The organism is Psychrobacter sp. I-STPA10 (assembly GCF_021012795.1).
In the GTDB taxonomy this organism is placed as follows: Bacteria; Pseudomonadota; Gammaproteobacteria; order Pseudomonadales; family Moraxellaceae; genus Psychrobacter.
In genome coordinates, this window is record NZ_VFYU01000031.1 from 55,521 (window position 1) to 73,640 (window position 18,120).

General features: G+C 36.8%; 15 protein-coding genes. 4 read left to right on the plus strand and 11 right to left on the minus strand.

The window, feature by feature from the left end:
• Positions 1–151: 151 nt before the first annotated feature.
• Complete coding sequence (locus FHK89_RS14170) at positions 152–709, minus strand: phasin family protein (RefSeq protein ID WP_230661604.1); 558 nt, start codon at positions 707–709, stop codon at positions 152–154.
• A gap of 226 nt (positions 710–935) precedes the next feature.
• Positions 936–1,721, minus strand: coding sequence for an acetoacetyl-CoA reductase (phbB, locus tag FHK89_RS14175; RefSeq protein ID WP_230661606.1), 786 nt, complete (start codon positions 1,719–1,721; stop codon positions 936–938).
• A 767-nt stretch (positions 1,722–2,488) separates the two neighbouring features.
• Between phbB and FHK89_RS14180 the strand changes: the two genes are divergently transcribed.
• From FHK89_RS14180 to FHK89_RS14195, 4 genes are all read left to right on the plus strand, one after another.
• The gene (locus tag FHK89_RS14180; protein ID WP_230661608.1) at positions 2,489–3,262 is read left to right on the plus strand and encodes a helix-turn-helix transcriptional regulator; all 774 of its coding nucleotides are present in this window, start codon (positions 2,489–2,491) and stop codon (positions 3,260–3,262) included.
• A 188-nt stretch (positions 3,263–3,450) separates the two neighbouring features.
• Entirely contained in the window at positions 3,451–4,395 is a 945-nt protein-coding gene (locus tag FHK89_RS14185) for a DMT family transporter (protein ID WP_230661610.1), read from the plus strand.
• Between the two features lie 31 nt (positions 4,396–4,426).
• Positions 4,427–4,888, plus strand: coding sequence for a DMT family transporter (locus FHK89_RS14190; RefSeq protein ID WP_230661612.1), 462 nt, complete (start codon positions 4,427–4,429; stop codon positions 4,886–4,888).
• Between the two features lie 1,350 nt (positions 4,889–6,238).
• Positions 6,239–6,457, plus strand: coding sequence for a hypothetical protein (locus tag FHK89_RS14195; protein WP_230661614.1), 219 nt, complete (start codon positions 6,239–6,241; stop codon positions 6,455–6,457).
• A gap of 480 nt (positions 6,458–6,937) precedes the next feature.
• Here the strand turns inward: FHK89_RS14195 and FHK89_RS14200 are convergent, their stop codons facing one another.
• From FHK89_RS14200 to FHK89_RS14240, 9 genes are all read right to left on the minus strand, one after another.
• Positions 6,938–8,665, minus strand: coding sequence for a DUF58 domain-containing protein (locus FHK89_RS14200; protein WP_230661616.1), 1,728 nt, complete (start codon positions 8,663–8,665; stop codon positions 6,938–6,940).
• 11 nt (positions 8,666–8,676) lie between these two features.
• Positions 8,677–9,819 carry an AAA family ATPase gene (locus FHK89_RS14205; RefSeq protein ID WP_230661618.1) on the minus strand — a complete coding sequence of 381 codons (1,143 nt, stop codon included), beginning with the start codon at positions 9,817–9,819 and terminating at the stop codon, positions 8,677–8,679.
• A 24-nt stretch (positions 9,820–9,843) separates the two neighbouring features.
• The gene (locus FHK89_RS14210; RefSeq protein ID WP_230661620.1) at positions 9,844–12,132 is read right to left on the minus strand and encodes a DUF4350 domain-containing protein; all 2,289 of its coding nucleotides are present in this window, start codon (positions 12,130–12,132) and stop codon (positions 9,844–9,846) included.
• On the minus strand, positions 12,132–13,178 hold the full coding sequence (locus tag FHK89_RS14215) for a hypothetical protein (protein WP_230661622.1): 1,047 nt from the start codon (positions 13,176–13,178) through the stop codon (positions 12,132–12,134). Before FHK89_RS14215 ends, FHK89_RS14210 begins: the two co-directional genes overlap by 1 nt.
• Complete coding sequence (locus tag FHK89_RS14220; protein ID WP_230661624.1) at positions 13,175–14,098, minus strand: hypothetical protein; 924 nt, start codon at positions 14,096–14,098, stop codon at positions 13,175–13,177. Before FHK89_RS14220 ends, FHK89_RS14215 begins: the two co-directional genes overlap by 4 nt.
• Complete coding sequence (locus tag FHK89_RS14225) at positions 14,095–15,228, minus strand: stage II sporulation protein M (protein WP_230661626.1); 1,134 nt, start codon at positions 15,226–15,228, stop codon at positions 14,095–14,097. Before FHK89_RS14225 ends, FHK89_RS14220 begins: the two co-directional genes overlap by 4 nt.
• A gap of 30 nt (positions 15,229–15,258) precedes the next feature.
• Positions 15,259–16,056 carry an RDD family protein gene (locus FHK89_RS14230; protein WP_230661627.1) on the minus strand — a complete coding sequence of 266 codons (798 nt, stop codon included), beginning with the start codon at positions 16,054–16,056 and terminating at the stop codon, positions 15,259–15,261.
• 204 nt (positions 16,057–16,260) lie between these two features.
• Positions 16,261–16,842, minus strand: coding sequence for a DUF805 domain-containing protein (locus tag FHK89_RS14235; protein WP_230661629.1), 582 nt, complete (start codon positions 16,840–16,842; stop codon positions 16,261–16,263).
• Between the two features lie 60 nt (positions 16,843–16,902).
• The gene (locus FHK89_RS14240) at positions 16,903–18,030 is read right to left on the minus strand and encodes a DUF805 domain-containing protein (RefSeq protein ID WP_230661631.1); all 1,128 of its coding nucleotides are present in this window, start codon (positions 18,028–18,030) and stop codon (positions 16,903–16,905) included.
• Positions 18,031–18,120 lie beyond the last annotated feature (90 nt).

An 18,120-nucleotide genomic window follows, 5' to 3' on the forward strand; every position in this document is an offset into this window, starting at 1 on the left:
TTGACCCTAGGGCTACTAAAAGATGATTAAAAATAGAATAGAAAAATTGGTAATAAAAAAGGTGAGTAAAATTTCTTTAACTCACCCTTATGAACATCAATACGTCAAAGTTATAAGCAGTAAGCCTTAAAACAAATAAAGCGGCTTAATACTATGGTTTTTTAGCAGTTGTTTTATCATTGCTTGCAGTAGACGCTGATGCGTTAGTTGCAGCCGTAGTTGCTTGAGTAGCTGATTTTACTGCTTCAGAAGCCTTTTCTGCCACTTGCTCTGCTACTTTGTTCATATTAGCAGCATAATCTTGAGCATTTTTAGTTGCTTGTTCAGCAGTTTGTTGCATTGTAGTTTGCATGTGCTCACTGGTTTCTTCGTATACATCACCCATCACTTGCATGATTTCGTCTTGCATACAGTTACCAAGTTCAGTTAGCTTTTGTGCATCAGCCAACATTTTTTGGCTGATATTATTTAGCATTTCTGCTTGTTTGCTACTAAATTCTTTGGCAGACTCTGGTGAGTCAATTTTAGCCACTTGGCGTAGGTTGTCCAAGCTCATTTCTGAATAAGTTTTGATGGTGTTTAATGAAAAATCAGTCATCATTTCAGCATTTCTTAAAAAAGCTTGGTTTAGTTTGCTCCAAGGTTGAAACATTTTTTGTGCATTTTCATTGAATTGATTGATATAATCTTGAGGATTTGTATTTGACATTTGGTAACTCCGATTTGTTATAAGTTTAAAAAAATAAATATGAGCTGTTACAGTTATTGCATTGGGTAAAACGCTAACTAAATTAAAATAATCTCATTAAAAAACTATCATAGGTAAGGCAACTTAATAGCATTTTCCTCCTTTATTTAGAGTCATATTGAATGACTTTACATTGGTAAAGTTTACTTACGTAAAGTCATTGGGTATTTTTAAGGCTAAATAAGCCCTAAGACATATATTGTCCACCGTTGACCGACAACGTCTCGCCTGTTACAAATATGGCTTCATCACTAATTAGATACATACAAGCTGCTGCTATCTCATCAGCATTTGCCAGACGCTTCATTGGAATGGTTTGCTTGATTTTATCCATAATGTGGTCAGGTACGGTATCAACCATTGGTGTGTGTGTGTATCCAGGTGCAACCACGTTTGCTGTTATAAATGCTGCTGCCCCTTCATAAGCCAATGCTTTGGTAAAGCCAATGATGCCTGCTTTAGCGGCTGAATAGTTGGTTTGTCCATACTGCCCACGCAGACCATTAATTGAGCTGATATTGACGATACGTCCTGTTCTTTGTTGTAGCATTTTGCAAAAAACAGGGTGAGTAATGCTATATAAAGACATCAAATTGGTATCAATGACTTGTCGCCACTGAGCTAACGTCATCTTTTTAAAGCTACTATCAGAGGTAATACCTGCTGCATTGATTAACGCATAAATACTATTATGGCGATTGACCACATCTTGCATGGTCTGTAGCGCATGTTCATGATCACTTAAATCAACGGGCAAAAATTCGAAGTTACTTGCATCAAAACCATTATCCTCACACCACTTTTTAATACGCTCAGGATTGTCTTTACTCAAAGTTGCGATAATATGATAGTTCTCTTTGAGAAGTTTCTTGCAAATGGCTGTTCCTATTCCACCAAATGCACCTGTTACGATGGCGACTTTTTCATCTAAAGTTCCGGGAGTTAGGTTGTGCTGGAAGTTCGAATCTGGCATTTAACACCTCTTATGTAAAATTAAAAATAAAATAACAACTTATAATGGTAGTGTTTAATAATAAGTATTTAGATAAAACATCTACTGATTATATCCTTATCATTTTATCACTTTCTTATAATGACAAATTATTATAACTACTAAATAACTGATAATATTATGTAGACTAGACCCAATCAAAATAATACTGGCACAAAATCAGGCGCACTCACAGTAACTGTTATAAAAACAGCTATGATTGGCTTCCTTGCTTGTACCAGTATTAGAATGACAAATGTGATGAAGAATTTGAGTTTTAGTCAAGTTTATAATTTATTAGTATGACATAACAATATGAAAATTTTTTTACAAAACTATTAATATTTATTAATTAGAAAGAAAAAATGTTTTTAGCATTTCCTACAAATATATAGTTTACAACTGTACATCTTATTATATTAAATTACAAACAATAATAATATTATTTTTTAATGTCTTTAGTATACTTACATAATTTACCATAATATTTAGTTAAAAATCAACGGATTGCAGAATAATATACTTTAATCAAAGGCAAGTTATACTATCTAATGGTGCGCTAATAATTATGTGATTGATAGGATAAGTGTCATATCTAGCAATATTATAGCATTTCTAAAAACTAATATATCAAGGAAGATGGGTAAAATAATGGGTAAAAATGACAAATCGTAAACTATGTAAATAACACAAAATTTTGTAGTTGGGATTTTAATCAAGCTTTTAAATAAACTTGGATAGTAGAAAATATGGTGAGTGACAATCAAGAAAATAGCCTATATATCAGAACTTATAAACAACAAATAGAGGGACACACACATCATTACCATCAAATCACCATTCCTTTATTTGGTAATATCAAGATGAGGATAAATGATGAGGTCATGACGGTTTATTATGGTGAGGTTTTGATAATTAAGAAGAATACCTATCATCAATTTCAAGCAAATGAAGATTTTCGCTTTTTAGTGATGAATGTCACAGGCAGCATTGATAGGCTTCTGCCCTCTGCAGAAGACACCCATTTTGCGTTAGATGATAAGACCTTATCTTATGTAGCCTTTGTAGAAAAGCAATTGATGTCGATGCGAGATGCAAACATAGAAGCACTAATGTTTGATCTATTGTTTGAATTGCTATCTAAGCTTATCTATCACAACCCCATTAAGAAAAAAATGGACGCTCGACTATATTTAGCCATTCAACACATCAAAAAAGACATAGCAGCTCGCCATAGTATTCAATCTTTAGCAAAAACTGCCTGCCTTAGTGAGAGTCAATTTAAGGTGATTTTCAAAGACTACTTTGATTGCACCCCTTATGACTATATTACCAATATCAGGATGCAAAAAGCGGTTGCTCTGCTACTCAATACAGACAAACCGATTGCCATCATCGCTGAAGAATGTGGTTATCAAAGTGTGACCGCTTTTACCCGTCGTTTTACCCAATTTTACCAACATACTCCTGCCAAACTTCGGGATGGCAGTCATATCTCATCAGATAACCAAATAACCAAATAACATAAATCAATAAATAGCTAATCAGCTTATTTGTATATAAAACCATCTTTTCTGCTAATTTTAAACCCCACAAAAACAATATACTCAATTTAACAGCCTAACTTCCTACAGTTATGCCAGCCAGCTAGGTGAGTCAGGCTAATTAGTAAGGTCAGTTAATTGCTGCTTTCACTATTAAGGAATTCGCATTGATTATCGAGTTATCAAAACAAAAAATAATAAGCCATACCATACCCATCGGTTTTTTAGTTATTTGGAGTGGCGGTGCGGTATTTGCAAAAGTTGGCTTAAATTATACAACGCCTTGGAGTTTTTTACTGCTACGCTCAGCAATTGCTTTAACGCTGTTACTCGCTATTTTTTTAGCCAAGCCAAAGACTCACCCAAGCAATTATCAATTATTTTTGCGCCTGCTCACTGACTCAGCTAATTTATGGCAAATTATCTATGCTGGCTTGTTAATGCAGGTTTTTTATTTGACGTTTTATTTTTTAGCGATACAAACAGGCTTGTCTCTTGGCATCATCATTTTGATATTAGGGTTACAGCCCCTATTGACCGCTATACTGACCTCACCTACCCTAAATTATCGTGATTTATTTTTATTGTTGATATGCTTTTTAGGATTGGTTATCGCAACCATCGGCTATCATGCTATTAATGAAGTCAATACACTGGGGTTGCTATTTTCTGTCTTGGCACTGTTAGCAATAACCTTTGGGACGATTGCTCAGGCAAAGGTTCACTTACCTACCTTTAGCTCTAATTCCAATACTAATATCGTCATTTTGTTAATACAAACAACCATCGCTGTCATTATGTTTTCATTGATAGTCTTATTTAAAGGGTTTTACTTTGAGGTTAACCCCTATTCTATGGCGTCTTTAATTTGGATGGGGGCAATCGTTTCTGTGGGTGCCTATCTTTTACTGATGGTGATGTTAAAAATAAGCTCAGCAAATAAAGTCAGTACGCTATTTTTTCTGTTGCCATTATTAACCATGATATTAGAAAGTCTGGTTTTTGATACTTCAATTAGTTCGTTGAGTATGCTGGGAGTGTTTATAGTATGTATGGGTTTATTGCTATACCAGATCGTTCAACGTAAGCAACCTTTTGAAAGACAACAATAGCTAATAATAATAGATATTAGGAATACTCACAGTGAAAATCATACCTTATGTCGTTATCAGTCTGCTAGGTGGCGCAATTGTTCCGCTACAATTGGCTATTGTGAATGCTTTTCGAGAAAATACGCAAGCCTCACAAATACAATCTACTTTTTATTTGTATTTAGGCGGTGCCGTCGCTTCACTTATTTTATCTTACCTCATCAGTGGGGGCATCAAGCCGCCTTTTGCCAGTCATGCTTCATGGTGGATGTGGACATCTGGCTTACTTGGTAGTTTTTATATTCTGTTTATGTTTATTGCTGCACCAAAAATTGGCTCAGCGAATACCTTATTATGGGTATTTTTAGGTCAGATGTATTTTGCCATGATTTTAAGCCAAACAGGATTATTTGGTTTAGAAGTCCGCCCTATCAATCCTTTTAAGATAGGTGGCTTGCTATTAGTGACACTTGGTGGCTTAATAATGATATATGGTGAAGCGAAAGGCAGATAAAAGTTATCAGCAATGCATTCTTTGAATTCTTTTGGAAATAAATATGTTTGACACAACGTTGAAGATAATAATATTTTTTGTATATATCATTGTTATTGCTTACTTTATTATCAAGGATAATATAATTTTATCGATTTTGGCAGGGTTTTCTTATTCAATATTTCTATTTTTAATTGATTTTACAAAAGGAAAGGTTAAATTTTAACTGGCTATGGTGCATTACCCTCTTTGAAGCAATGTACATCAGGAGAGTAAGTGTGTTTACATATAAATTTTTATTATTGTTAAATAGACTTGTTGCATTTGGATTAGGAATAATTATTCTATACCTCTTACGGAAAAGTTATTTTCATTCAATTAGTTATTTATTAATAGTGATAGCTAATATATTATTTACTTTAAATATAATTGCAATTATGGTTTATTCTAGTGGTTATATAATCAATTTAATTCCTTACTTACATGTTTTTCATTTGATAAGTAGTATTTTCTTTATATGTCTATTAATAAAGTGCTATACAGTATATAGAAATAACCTAAATTAATTTTTTATATAGGAATAATAATGAAGATGAATTTCAAAAAAATATTATTAATATCATTATTTTATTCTGTTATTTTTTCTTATATGGTAGTTATATTTGCTCATAAAAAATTCTTATTAGATAATTTTCTAGGATTATTTTTCAGTAACTTTTTTATAGCACTGCTTACCTTTTCAATAAGAGAGAATAAGAAACTCAATATAAAAAAACAGAAGGATCCATGAAGTGATTGCTTTTTCTTTACTAATAGGGACTATTATAACTGTCGCAAAATCATTCTTTTGGTATGGAAGGCTTGATAAATTTGATTATATACTTGTATTTTTTGGGATATATTTATTTATATACTTGGTATTTATAGATTTTCACTTAACTTAATAAATAAATTTGTAAATATAGGATGAGTACATGAACAACTTTATTGTAATAAAATTGAATTATGTGAAATTTAAATATTAAGAAAATATTTTTTTATGAATATTAAATTGGTTGATATATATTTATGCAAAAAATGGCAGATCACTTTTTTTCTATACTACAAATTTTGGCTATATTAATACTATTAGTAAGAATGAAGTTTATTAATACTGAAGCAAATATCAAAAAAATATATTTATTAATTGGATTTATTATTATATCGGGAATTATCTATAAATTAATTAAAGAACGTATTTTTTTGTAAATCTTAGAATATAAGCTGTAGGAGCTGCTAATTTAATTTTTTCTCCTGCTAGCTTAGGTCTTAAAGTAGTTTTTAACATGACAGTAATGTTTGGTCGCAGACAAGGATGATTAGGATATTGCCATGAAACGTAAATCACTTCAAGAATATATTAACCGTCAGTCAATATTAATGCGACTATTTATGTATATTCTTTATCTATTAATTAGTACTACTATCATATATTTACTTATATTATCCATTAATAATGATGTTAAAGAAACCAATTTTTTAGAAGGTGCGTTTTTTAATGCAGCAATGTCTTTTACTACTTTCTTTTTTAATGGAGGGAAGCAAAAGTAGTATGTACCCATAAGCATAATATCAATTTTCATGGTTTTATGGTTTTATGGAGAGGTTATTAGTGAATAATATTCTTAAAAAGCACTTATATTTAGCTTTTTATGTTGTTGGTTTAACTATTTTAATCAAGAGGATAAACCTTATAAGCCTCTGTCTATACATCACTATAATTTTAGTGAATTATGCATTGATTAGGAAAGATAAAGAAAAGTTAATTCTATGTGCTATAATCATATTTAACTTAATAGCCTATTTAGATTTTAACCATCAGTTTGAGCAACTATTAACAGAACAAAATCTTATAATATTTATGTTATGTTCTTTAGGCTTGGCTATATAATTTATTTATCTGCGTGTATCAAAGCAAACCTAGTATAATTTTATAATTAAGTAGTTACTCTTCAGATATTTCCCAAAAAAATCCTTGTTTTAATTTTTTATATTTGTTCTTAATTTTCTATATTTTTATAAATACAAAAACTACCGCTTTAACGATAAATACGCCTGCGTTAAGCGCATTGGTAATCTATTTGCTGTCGTTTGTAGGCACAATGCCCCTGTTTTTTGGCTTAAATACTGATGTAAAAGCTGGCGAGATTGTTCATAGCCGGTCAATGAATGATATAACAAAGCATCTTCAAAACTCATCGGCATATTATCACCATGCAAGCGTTCATCTAAATCTTGCTCAATTAAGTTGGCAAATACCACTTGATGTTGATGGCTTAATAACTGTATGGCTTGGCGTAGCTCATCACTGGCTTCTGCCCTTGTATTACTAATGATAACCACCAAGCTACGTTTTTTTAATTGCTGTCTCAGATCATGAGCCGCTGTATAATAATCGCTGGTTTGCATGGTGGGTTTGATATCCGCAGTTTCATTGAGTAAATCACGGATTAAGGTACTGCCTTTTTTAGGAGGAATATAGCGTTCGACCCCACCAAAAGTCATCAGCCCAATACTGTCACCTTGTTTGTTAGCAACATAAGCTAATAGCAGGGCAGCATTTAATACTTGATCAAAATAGTTTAATTGCCCCACTACTTGCGTTGATTGCTGATGGGTGTCCTGAGTGTCAAAATCACTGCCCCGACTCTCTTCTATATCATAACTTTGATCTTGATGGCGCATTTGCTCACCGCAATCAAGCAATAACACAATCTGCTGATCATTGTCCTCTTCATAAGCTTTGCTCATCATTCGCCGTTGTCGAGAACTGGCTTTCCAGTCAATCTGACGAATGGCATCACCAGCACTATATTCTCGTAGCTTTAAAAAGTCACTGCCATGCCCTTGCTGTGCTAATGACTGTATGCCTGCATGAGCACTTTGTTCAAAAACAGCTGCCAATTTATTGCTTAATAATCCCGAAAAATCAGCCAATACACGTAAATATTTAGCAGATTTTTTATCTGCCAACTCTGGTGTATGTGCTATATTTTCTGTCAAAATTATTTGTCGACGCAACAATTTAAAAGGGGAAGATAATCGTAAATAAGCAACACCAAAATAACCTGTGCCCCGCTCAATAGGTAGTACAGGGTAACGAATACTTAGGCGATGATGGATATGTTTGTGATTGTGACCATGAGTGTTATTTACGCTACTGGCATCGTCATTGTCATAATTATCATCATAGAGGTTTAAATTCATTGTAATGGGCATGCTATCTACTTGCTGTTGTCCAGCAGATGGCTCAGCAGTAGGAATTAAGGTGGTGACTTGGTCAGGATAGCTGTCATAAAATTGCAACTGTATATTTCTGGCAATGCCTGTTTTTTGTAGCCAATATAATAATGATGAAGATAAACTAGATTTATTAGAGAAATCAGCCTCAAAAGTAAGTAAAACTTTAATCTCTACTTCATGATAAATAGGTACATTATGTGGATAAAACCGCTCAAGGGTAAAGTTATTTACCTGACTTATCACCCGTAAGCATAGCCAATCAATTAACACCAACATAGCAATGGCAACTACTGCCAAAATACATAACCACCATAATGATTGTGTTAACAATGTCATGCCATAAATCATTTGTAAGGCAGTAAATACCAATACAAACAACCACCATACCAATAGCACCTTCACCAAATAATGGCTAGGTTGAAATTGTTTGATACGCTGCCAAAGACTAAGCGGCTTATTTCTTTGACTGCTTTGTTTTGGTATCTGCGTTGCACCTGTGGGGCTGCGTTTATCCATAGTAATATAACTTATTGACGAGGTGCTGGCACAGCATTAAGTATCTGCGCAATGACCTGTTCGGGGCGCACGCCTTCGATTTGATAGTCAGCACTTAAAGCAATACGGTGACGTAGAACGGGTGTTGCTACAGCGACCACATCATCAGGAATGACATAATGACGGCTATCGAGTAGCGCATTTGCCCGTGCCGCTCGTAACAGCGCAATACCACCACGCGGCCCAGAACCTGCCACAATACCATGATGCTGGCGAGTGGCACGGATAATTTGTAGCGCATAATGTATCACACGATCATCAATGCTCACTTGGGCTGTGAGTTTTTGTAATAATAGCAAACGCTCAGGCGACATGATTTGTGGTACTTGTGAAAGATCCAAACTTGCACCAATATGACCACCAAGTACTGTCTTTAACATTAATGCTTCATTTTGTTCATCGGGATAATCAATCAAAATATTAAATAAAAAACGATCCAGTTGGGCTTCGGGCAGTGGATAAGTACCTTCATGCTCTAATGGATTTTGGGTGGCAATGGTGATAAAAGGTTGATCGACATCATAAGTTGTCCCCTCAATAGTGACTTGCTGCTCTTGCATCACTTCAAGTAATGCAGATTGTGTCTTTGCTGAGGCTCGGTTAATCTCATCAGCAAGTAATAAGTTACAAAATACTGGACCACGGCGTACTTTCCATTGTCCTGTTTGCATGTCATATAAGGTATGACCTGTAATGTCAGCAGGCATCAAATCTGGAGTAAATTGTACCCGATGATAACTACCACCGATGGCTTTGGCATAGGCTTTGACCATCAATGTTTTGCCCAGTCCTGGCAGACCTTCGATTAATGCATGTCCACCAGCGAGCAGACAGACACATAACTGGCGTACCACAGTATCTTGTCCAATAACGGCTTTAGATACAGCATCTAGTAAGGCATTGACTTGGGTGGCTGCTTGTTGCCAAGCTCTTGGATCGATGTTTTTGCTACGATTGGGTGTTGATTGGTTATTCATAATTTGACCGCTTGTAGGTGACATATTCATGCCATCATTGTTATGAGACTCTGTATTAATAGCACCATTATCCCTAACATTATTTCCAATAGTTTCTCTGTTATTATCTATATTGTTACTGTCATTAATAAGGCTCATGATACATTCCTGATTGATAATTAACTATTTTAATAACCATTGCACTACCCATAGTGTTTGTGTTAGTTCGGTAAACTCAGTGACACTAGAAGCGGCTGGTATCTGTTGGCTTGCATTCATTTGAGTTTGATTAGATGATGGTAGCCGCTCAGATAATAGATTAGATAGTAGGGGTGCAATGGCGGTTTGTAGCCTTGAGATACTAATGGCTTCTTGCGCTCTGGCTTTATTGTGTTGCATGGCTTTATCTAGCCAATCATTCGTTGCAGTCGTGGTAGTTATTGCAGTGTTGTCGTTAAGCGTCTCTTTATCTTGTATGACGTTGCCATTAATCTGGAACTTATCTTGTAGTTGCTTGGATAATAGTTGCTGTAAATTCACTATCATCTCATCAATATTAGCCGTATTCATTGTGTGATTAATAGCACTGCCATTGGATTGAATTGACGCTGTTTTTGATGTTGCTGACTTGCTATTTGTCAGTTGTGGCAAGTGTTGTTGCAATAGCTGTTGTATTTGCTGCTGTGTTGCTGCGGCTAATTTGACTGCATGATCATACTTCCAGCCATAATACCCAACTTGCTGAAAATAACGCAAAATATCATGTGCTTGGCTATCTGTTAGATACTGAGTTTTGCCAAAGCGATCATATAGTGACCATAGCCATACCAATACCAATAATAGTAAGCCTAAAATTGCCAAACGCGCATGTTTCCATAACATGACTGGTAGCGCATCAATGTCTGTATTTGGCAAAATAACCACTTGCGAGCTGTTTTGAGTGAGAGTTAACAGCCATGAGGCATTGTCCATGCTAGAAAGATTAATACGCAAACCAAACCAATCTAGGGTATTTAATAAAGGTACTTCTAAAGGATTGCTATTAGAAGAGTTATGATTAGAGGAACGGGCTGTTGTATTCGCATTTGTGTTGCTGTCATGTTTGATTAAATCAAGATTGGGATCAGGATTGGTAAAGCTTTGATTGTTAATAACCACACTAATACGCCCTTTGCCAAAAGTGCTATCAAAGAAAATATCTTTGGCAGGGGTGAATAGTTGTAATAATTTTTTATCATCAAGATTAATGGCGATGGTTATTAATTTTGCCAAGTAAGCAGCATCTTCTTTACTGTCTCTCTCTTTGAGCATTTCTAATAAAATGCGTTCAGCCAATTCATTATTTAACTCACTATCTAAACCTGACGACTCATCTGTTGCATCAGCCGTTGGCTTGTCGTTTGTGTTATCTATATCTTTGTTGTTGATGCCATCTTTGCTACTACTGGCAGTCAAGTTTACTTTGACATCAACATCATACGTTTTTTGCAAGATGACTAATTGTTGTCTGAGGTATTGGCGAATCTGTTCTGCCAGCTTTTTATCCGTTACTCCATGATATAAGGATTTTTCTGTGCTGTATAACTGCTTAAACATCTGATGATTTAAGTGGTTATAAGAGCTGTCTGTTTGCACCATAATGATAGAGTTTCCATCATCAACACTCAGTGGGGTAATGGATTGAAATGTAACTGCTAACTCATCAAGCAAATCATCAATATTATCGGCATCACCTTTTTTATTCTCGCTTTCTATTTGCTCTTTTGCTGCTGATTCAATGCTTTGTTTTATACTCTCCTCTAAACTGTCTGCATCAGCTTCTGATTGATTGACAGCAAAGATGCCCAAACGTAGCAATAGCTGGTTATTGCCCCCAAATTCGCTTAATTTTTCATTGATTTGTGCATCATTATCCACCAACTCTAGAAATTTCTTTTGTACTTCATCAGTATTGATTGATTGATTATCACCATTAGTAGCTTGCTGCTTTAATGTTTGTAGACGAGCCAATAATTCTTCAAGGTTCTGTTGGGATATTTCAGCTTGCGTAAAGGTAATCACATGCCCGCCCTGCTCTATCCATGAGCGTAATTTTTGAAACCGCTCTGGCGTCAGTGTGCCACCAATGCTATTAATCAGTAGTGTAGGATGCTGCGGTGACTGTGGATCAATGCTTGGCAGATTATCTATTAGTAATTTTAAATCACTATCCAAATCAGTATAAGCACCACCATAATCATCACCAGTATTATGGCTATTAATCAATAACTCAGCCGCATAATAAGGGTTATAATTGATACGGCTATTGGGCTCATAGTCTATTTTTTCGACACGTTCAAGATTTTGCCAAAACCACACCCCTGTCCAAACCAAGGCGGCAAGTAATAAAAACAACAACAGTAATTTGATCGGAGACATACTGCGTATATTGCGAGGTAGTGATTGTGATTTCCATTTTTTTGTCGCTTTCATCATCTCTCCTCTTTTATACGAGCAGTTTTTAAACGAGTAGAGGCTGATACAGACAGCGGCAACATAGATAACCACTCATCAGCTAAGTTGTTTAATTGCAAGCTTAACTGCTCAGAGTGCGCAAGCAGATAAGGTGTGTCATAGGCAACTTGTATCCAGTGCGCAATGATTTGGTTGATATAATGCTGAGTGGCAGCTTGGTGTGTATTTTGGCTAAGCTGACGATTAATATGATGTAACTGTTCAATACATTGCAGCTCAGTGGTGGCAGGGGCAACACTGAGCAAGTGATTGTCTGCCAACCATCTCAGACTGCCTCGATACAATAGTGATGCCGCATCGCTGATTTGTCCAGCAGCAAGTAAACGCTGCACATTTATACCAAGCTGTTGATGCGAGGGTAAATCGCCCAAATATGACTGGCTGGCGGCAGACTGAGTAGATACTGAGGTTTTGTGATATCGTTTGGGTAATACGGTATTTAGCCAGCCATTTTTTTGTGCATGATGAATAATCCATACTATGAATAATACCAGCGCAGCAATCAACAAGGTTTTAATAATGGTTGCTAATAATTGAAGCTTACTAATATCTAACCAGTTGTCTGAGTCTGTATCCCAATCGAATAAAAATTTCAGCAGTTTTACCAGCCAGCTGTCTTCATTATTTTTGGAGTTTTCTTTGGATTTTAGCTGCCAGTGTTGACGTTTTTTACTGGTTGCATAGTCTTCACTGGTGATGATGTGTTGCAATTGCTGACGCACCACCTGATTAGAGGTATTCAGTGGCTTGGACGTATTGATAGCATTGATATTGGTTTGGGTGTCAGTCGTGTTATCAGTAAGACGTGGCTGGGTCATTGATTCAGACGCTATCGCGGTGTCTGCTGACGTCGCAGTTGCAGTGACAGCCATTGCAGGCAAGTTCATACTTGGGTTAACACTGGCAAGTAGTATGACAATCGTGCTTAGTTTGATCTTAATCTTAGCAAGACTTGCAATATTATCTTGTGTCTCATCTGCCCAGTTATGCCACCAAATACTCATAATCTGTCCCCATGATGACGATTAGCAGATGTCGATGGTGTATGAATCGTATGAGCAATATCTGAGTTTAAATTATGGTTATTTAGATGGTTGTTTAATGGTGTATCAAACAATAATACACTTTGTTGTGAGTGTAGATAGCGTTGTTTTAAGCGTTTGAATACCAATTCCACATCCCAACCTTCAAGTAGACAGCGTTTGGTTAAGTAGACAGCAAATCCACCGGCTATAAAAAAGGGGGCAACGATGCTAATGGAAAAAAAATACAACGTTATCCAAAGTATCTCTGTCCATGTGGGTGCGACTTCGAGATAAGTAAAAAACGTTTCTGCACTCATAAAAGTAGTGGGTATCAAATTCAGCAAAAACAGCAGCATACCAATGGTAAATATCATTTCAATATGTAGCATCACGATGGTGTGCCATGCCAGTCCACTACCTTGTCCTCGTAATAACAAACCAAACCGAGATTTAAATTGTGACTTTTCTGGATTCTCTAATATTAAGATAGGTAGCATCAACTGTCTGCTCAATGAGAAACGGCGAGCAATCAAAAGCGTAAACGCATGTTTTTTGAGCTCCAGCCAGCCTTGTTTGATGGTGCTTTTGACACTTGGCGGATTAGAGAATAAGGCGAAGCCCAGCCACGAGAGCATGGGTTTTTCGTAGAGGGGCTTAAGCCACCAAAATATGATGCCACCTAGCCCACCTAACCACCACCAAGCATCACTGGCTGGTACTGCCAAATAATACTGTAATAAGGTGCTGCCTAAATAAAAAAGAATAAAAAAAGGCAATGCCATACCAAGCCAGATCTTCCATAATGGTAAAAACCAATGCCGTGCCATCATGACACCCAAATCCACCGCTTGCGATGTTGTCATTGGACGTATTGCCACACTCATTTGCTCAATATTCATGATTGCTTACCTTTTATTGAGCGTATGAAGCCGAATCTCTTTAATTTAGAAGCTTTGGGTTTATATGTCTTTGATTTAGCAGATACCAAGTTAGTTTGTACTGAGTCAGCCACCATATTTGCCACGCGCTCTTTGCCAGCCAATAATAAATAGCTGAGCACCATTATCCATAATAATGCAGCAACGATGTATTTGACCGTATCAGGAATCACATTAGAAGACGACCAAAACGCCTCAATAAAAGCAGCAATAAAAGTCATAGAAGCCGCCCCTATCAACAGCTCAATGCTTTGCTTACCTGCAATTTTAAACGCATCCATACGTCGATAGTTTGCTGGCATAAATAGTGATTGTGCCAAGCGTAGTCCTGCTGCTCCACTAATCACCGCAGCGGTCAGCTCAAACGAGCTATGCCCTGCCACAAAAGTCCAAAAAGTCTCACCATAACCAATACCAGATAAATGCCCAGCCACCCCACCGATCACTAAACCGTTATATACCAAGCTTAATAAAGTACCTAAACCTGCAAATAAACCCATGCCATAAATCTGAAAGTCAATACCGATATTGTTTTGAATATAATATCCAAACATGGCAATATCCGTATCTGATCGCCTTGAGCTATCACGTCCCACCATTTCATTAGCAGGGTTATACATCTCTTCCATCATGCGTACTTGATCATCAGGCATGATGCTATATAGCATGTCAGAATGCTCAAAACATGCCCAACCCATTAAGATGGCAGGCACTAAAAAGCACGCCAAACTTAACCAAAATAAGTTGGCATGTGCCCGTAGTTGTACCGGAAAGCTGTAACTATAAAAGTGATACATCTTTGACCAGACATGACCACGCCGACGATATAACAATTGATGCCCAGCCATTACTTTATCATGTAGTGACTGGACTAATTGCGGGCTATAATGTCGCTGCTTTGCCAAAGCATAATGCTGACAAATAATACGATATTGCCGAATAAATTCATAACTTGAGGCAGATTGTAGTGGTGATTGTGATGATGATGAAACTTGAGGCATGGTGACGTTGTTTTGACCTTTATTTGCCAATAAAATATCAAATCGCTGCCATAGCTGCTGGTGTTGAGCCTCAAATTGTTGTTGTTTCATTATCTTTGTTTCACCGAGTCATTCTTTGATTTATTTGATTGCTGCTTTACCTTGAATAATACTGGCACGCTCAATGATTGCCAAACGACAAGCTTCCTCTTCTTGTGTATGGCTGATGCCATGCGCAGTCACTTTGACTAAAGGAGATAATACAGACGCGATTTCTTGTTGCCGCGGCAATGATAAAAAAGGCAACCGCTCCATCAATGACAGCATGGCTTGTTGTTCACCCAATTGTAATGGATAAAAAAATAGTGGTGATGCCGCATCAAAAGTCGCCTGATGGGTAAAAGCATTGGCAGTATTGTCCACTTGTACGTTTGTATCCTTTGCCGTTACCCCATAAATGCTTTGATACAGCTTTGCTAAGTCTTGTTGTTCACGATATACCACCAGTGTCCCTGCCACAATATCCCCCAGACGTTGTGACTGCCGATTAAACATGACTGTTAAAATGCCAGCCATAAAACCCATGGGCAGAAAATCTGCCACTCGTAGTAAGTTACGAATTAAGGAAGCTTGCAGGCTAATGGGTGTACCATCATCATGACACACATAAATGCCACGGCTTTTTTTGCCTGGTGTCATACCATGGCGATACACCTCAAAAAATACCGAGTATCCCCAATAAATGACAAAATAGCCAATGGCAATAAAACCAAATCCAGACTCACCAAACCAAAGTCCTATCCAGTAGATGATCAGCATAACTACCATACGAATAGCAAAGTCTATCAGCCAAGCACTACAACGTGGCAATAATCCTGCGGGAACTAGGGTGAGCATCAAGCCTTCAGGAGTTGGGTGCTTTGCTGTATTATCAATCATAACTTAACGGGTCTACTTAGCTGTTCAAACAGTCCATCCATTGGCTATCTTTTTTGGGTGCTCAGGTCTTTTTTGGGTGCTCAGGTGATAGTCAGTGGCAATTTTTATTGCTACCATACTAGCAACGACCAATAAGGGCAATACCAAACCAAAGATATTTGGTGAACAGTAAGTATTAATAAACACTCAAAGTACACATCAGCATCAATAAGGAAGTATCATGGCTGCTAATATAGCGATTATAAATACCAAGAATAAGAAAGGAGCTATCCAGCCAGCAATATAATGAATGATGCTATTTTTGCGTGGTGGTGTGCCATATTGATTGACACCTTCATCACCCTGTGCAAAGAGGATATATAAGATAAAAATGATATTGATGAATGGTAAAAACATGGTCAATGCCAACCATCCTGAACGCCCCAAATCATTTAAGCGACGTTTGGGGTAGATGATGATGCTATAGATAGCCATGATTATATATAATGGCATAAAAATAATGGATAATACCACCGTAGTGATTGAGTTATCACCACTACCATTGGCTTGAGTGATAAGACCAAATAAAAAAACCAATGCTCCCATAAGCAAATAAAAAGAGAGCATTATAAACAACTGATAACTCAAATAGCGCAGTCGCCCAATCCGCCCATAAAAATGATACCAAGTAGTTTCATTTGGCATCATTTGTAGGTTTGATGATTGACTTAAAACGGCAGTGGGTGCTTGATACAATTGCGCAGTAGAGGTGGACTTAGATGTATCAGACGATTTATTTAAGTCCACCTTTGCAACTCTTGATGACGAATTTTATTGCCGTAAGGAAGGCAGTCTGTTTTTTGTATTTTATTCATTATTATTGGTAGCAGCATCCGTTTCGGCTTGATTGTCACTCTGACCATCAACAAATATGTCACCAAGAGCAGATTCATCAGCAGGAGGCTGACTTTTATCTACCAAAATCTTAGCTTGGGCCTCTCGTACAAACTCATCATAGGTGACTTCGGGAGGTTGGGGATTATTGACAGCATTATCGATCGCACCTTGTACTTGAGCAGCAGACTCTGGATCGATACCATCTAATGTATCATCAGTATTCATTTCCTCATCTTGTTGTGGCTCATCAGCTACTACCACTGCATTATTAGTATCAGCCTCGATAACCTGTGTTTGTGTTACCTCTGGCTGCATGGCAGCAAGTTGCGCAGAAAAAATACTCAATAAACCCAGACTGAGTAAACTAAAGACAGGTACTAATATCGCTAATATCAACTCTACTTTACTATAAGGAGCTGGGGGCAATCCATATTTATTTCTACCACTATCTCCAGGCTTGAAATAAAGTAAATATAAAAGATACAAACTGGCGATGGGTACAAAGTAAAGTAACAGCCACCAACCACTTTTATCCGTATCATGTAATCGTCTTTTAGGTAAGATAATCACCGAAAAGATCCATGCCGGTATCATTAGCAGTAATAGAGCTAAAGAGATGATCGGTGCGCTATCAGCTTGTACGCCACCCATGAATACCATTGGATTTAAACCAGTAATCATTGCAGCAATCAGCAAAATACCAACAACAATGCCCCATATCATACTATATGCTAATAATTGCACCCGCCCAATACGACCCTTTAGCGAATACCATGTCTGCATATTATAGTTATTATTGCGCCATTCTGGCGTTGAGATGCTGGCTGTAGACAATGTGGCATCATTGCTCATATCATGACTGGATAAATTCTGTGTCGATGTTGATATGGGAACTTGGCCATTTGTGGTGTGTGCTTTGCCATCATTAGGGGGCATTGTGCTGCTAGTGTCAACAGTCTCAGTGTTGTTTTGTGCTACCTGTGGCTTTTTTTTAGCAAATCTATTTAAAAATTTTTTACCACGACTCTCCCCTTTAGTGGGGCTGGTTTTATTTTGTTGTGGCTGTGATGATCGCTTTTTCTTAAAAAAATCTTTCATAAGGCAGACAGAATCATGAAGTAGAAAGGAGTTTTATTATAACCAAACTAATGCTTAAAGTAATCACGAAAATATTATTTATAGATAACT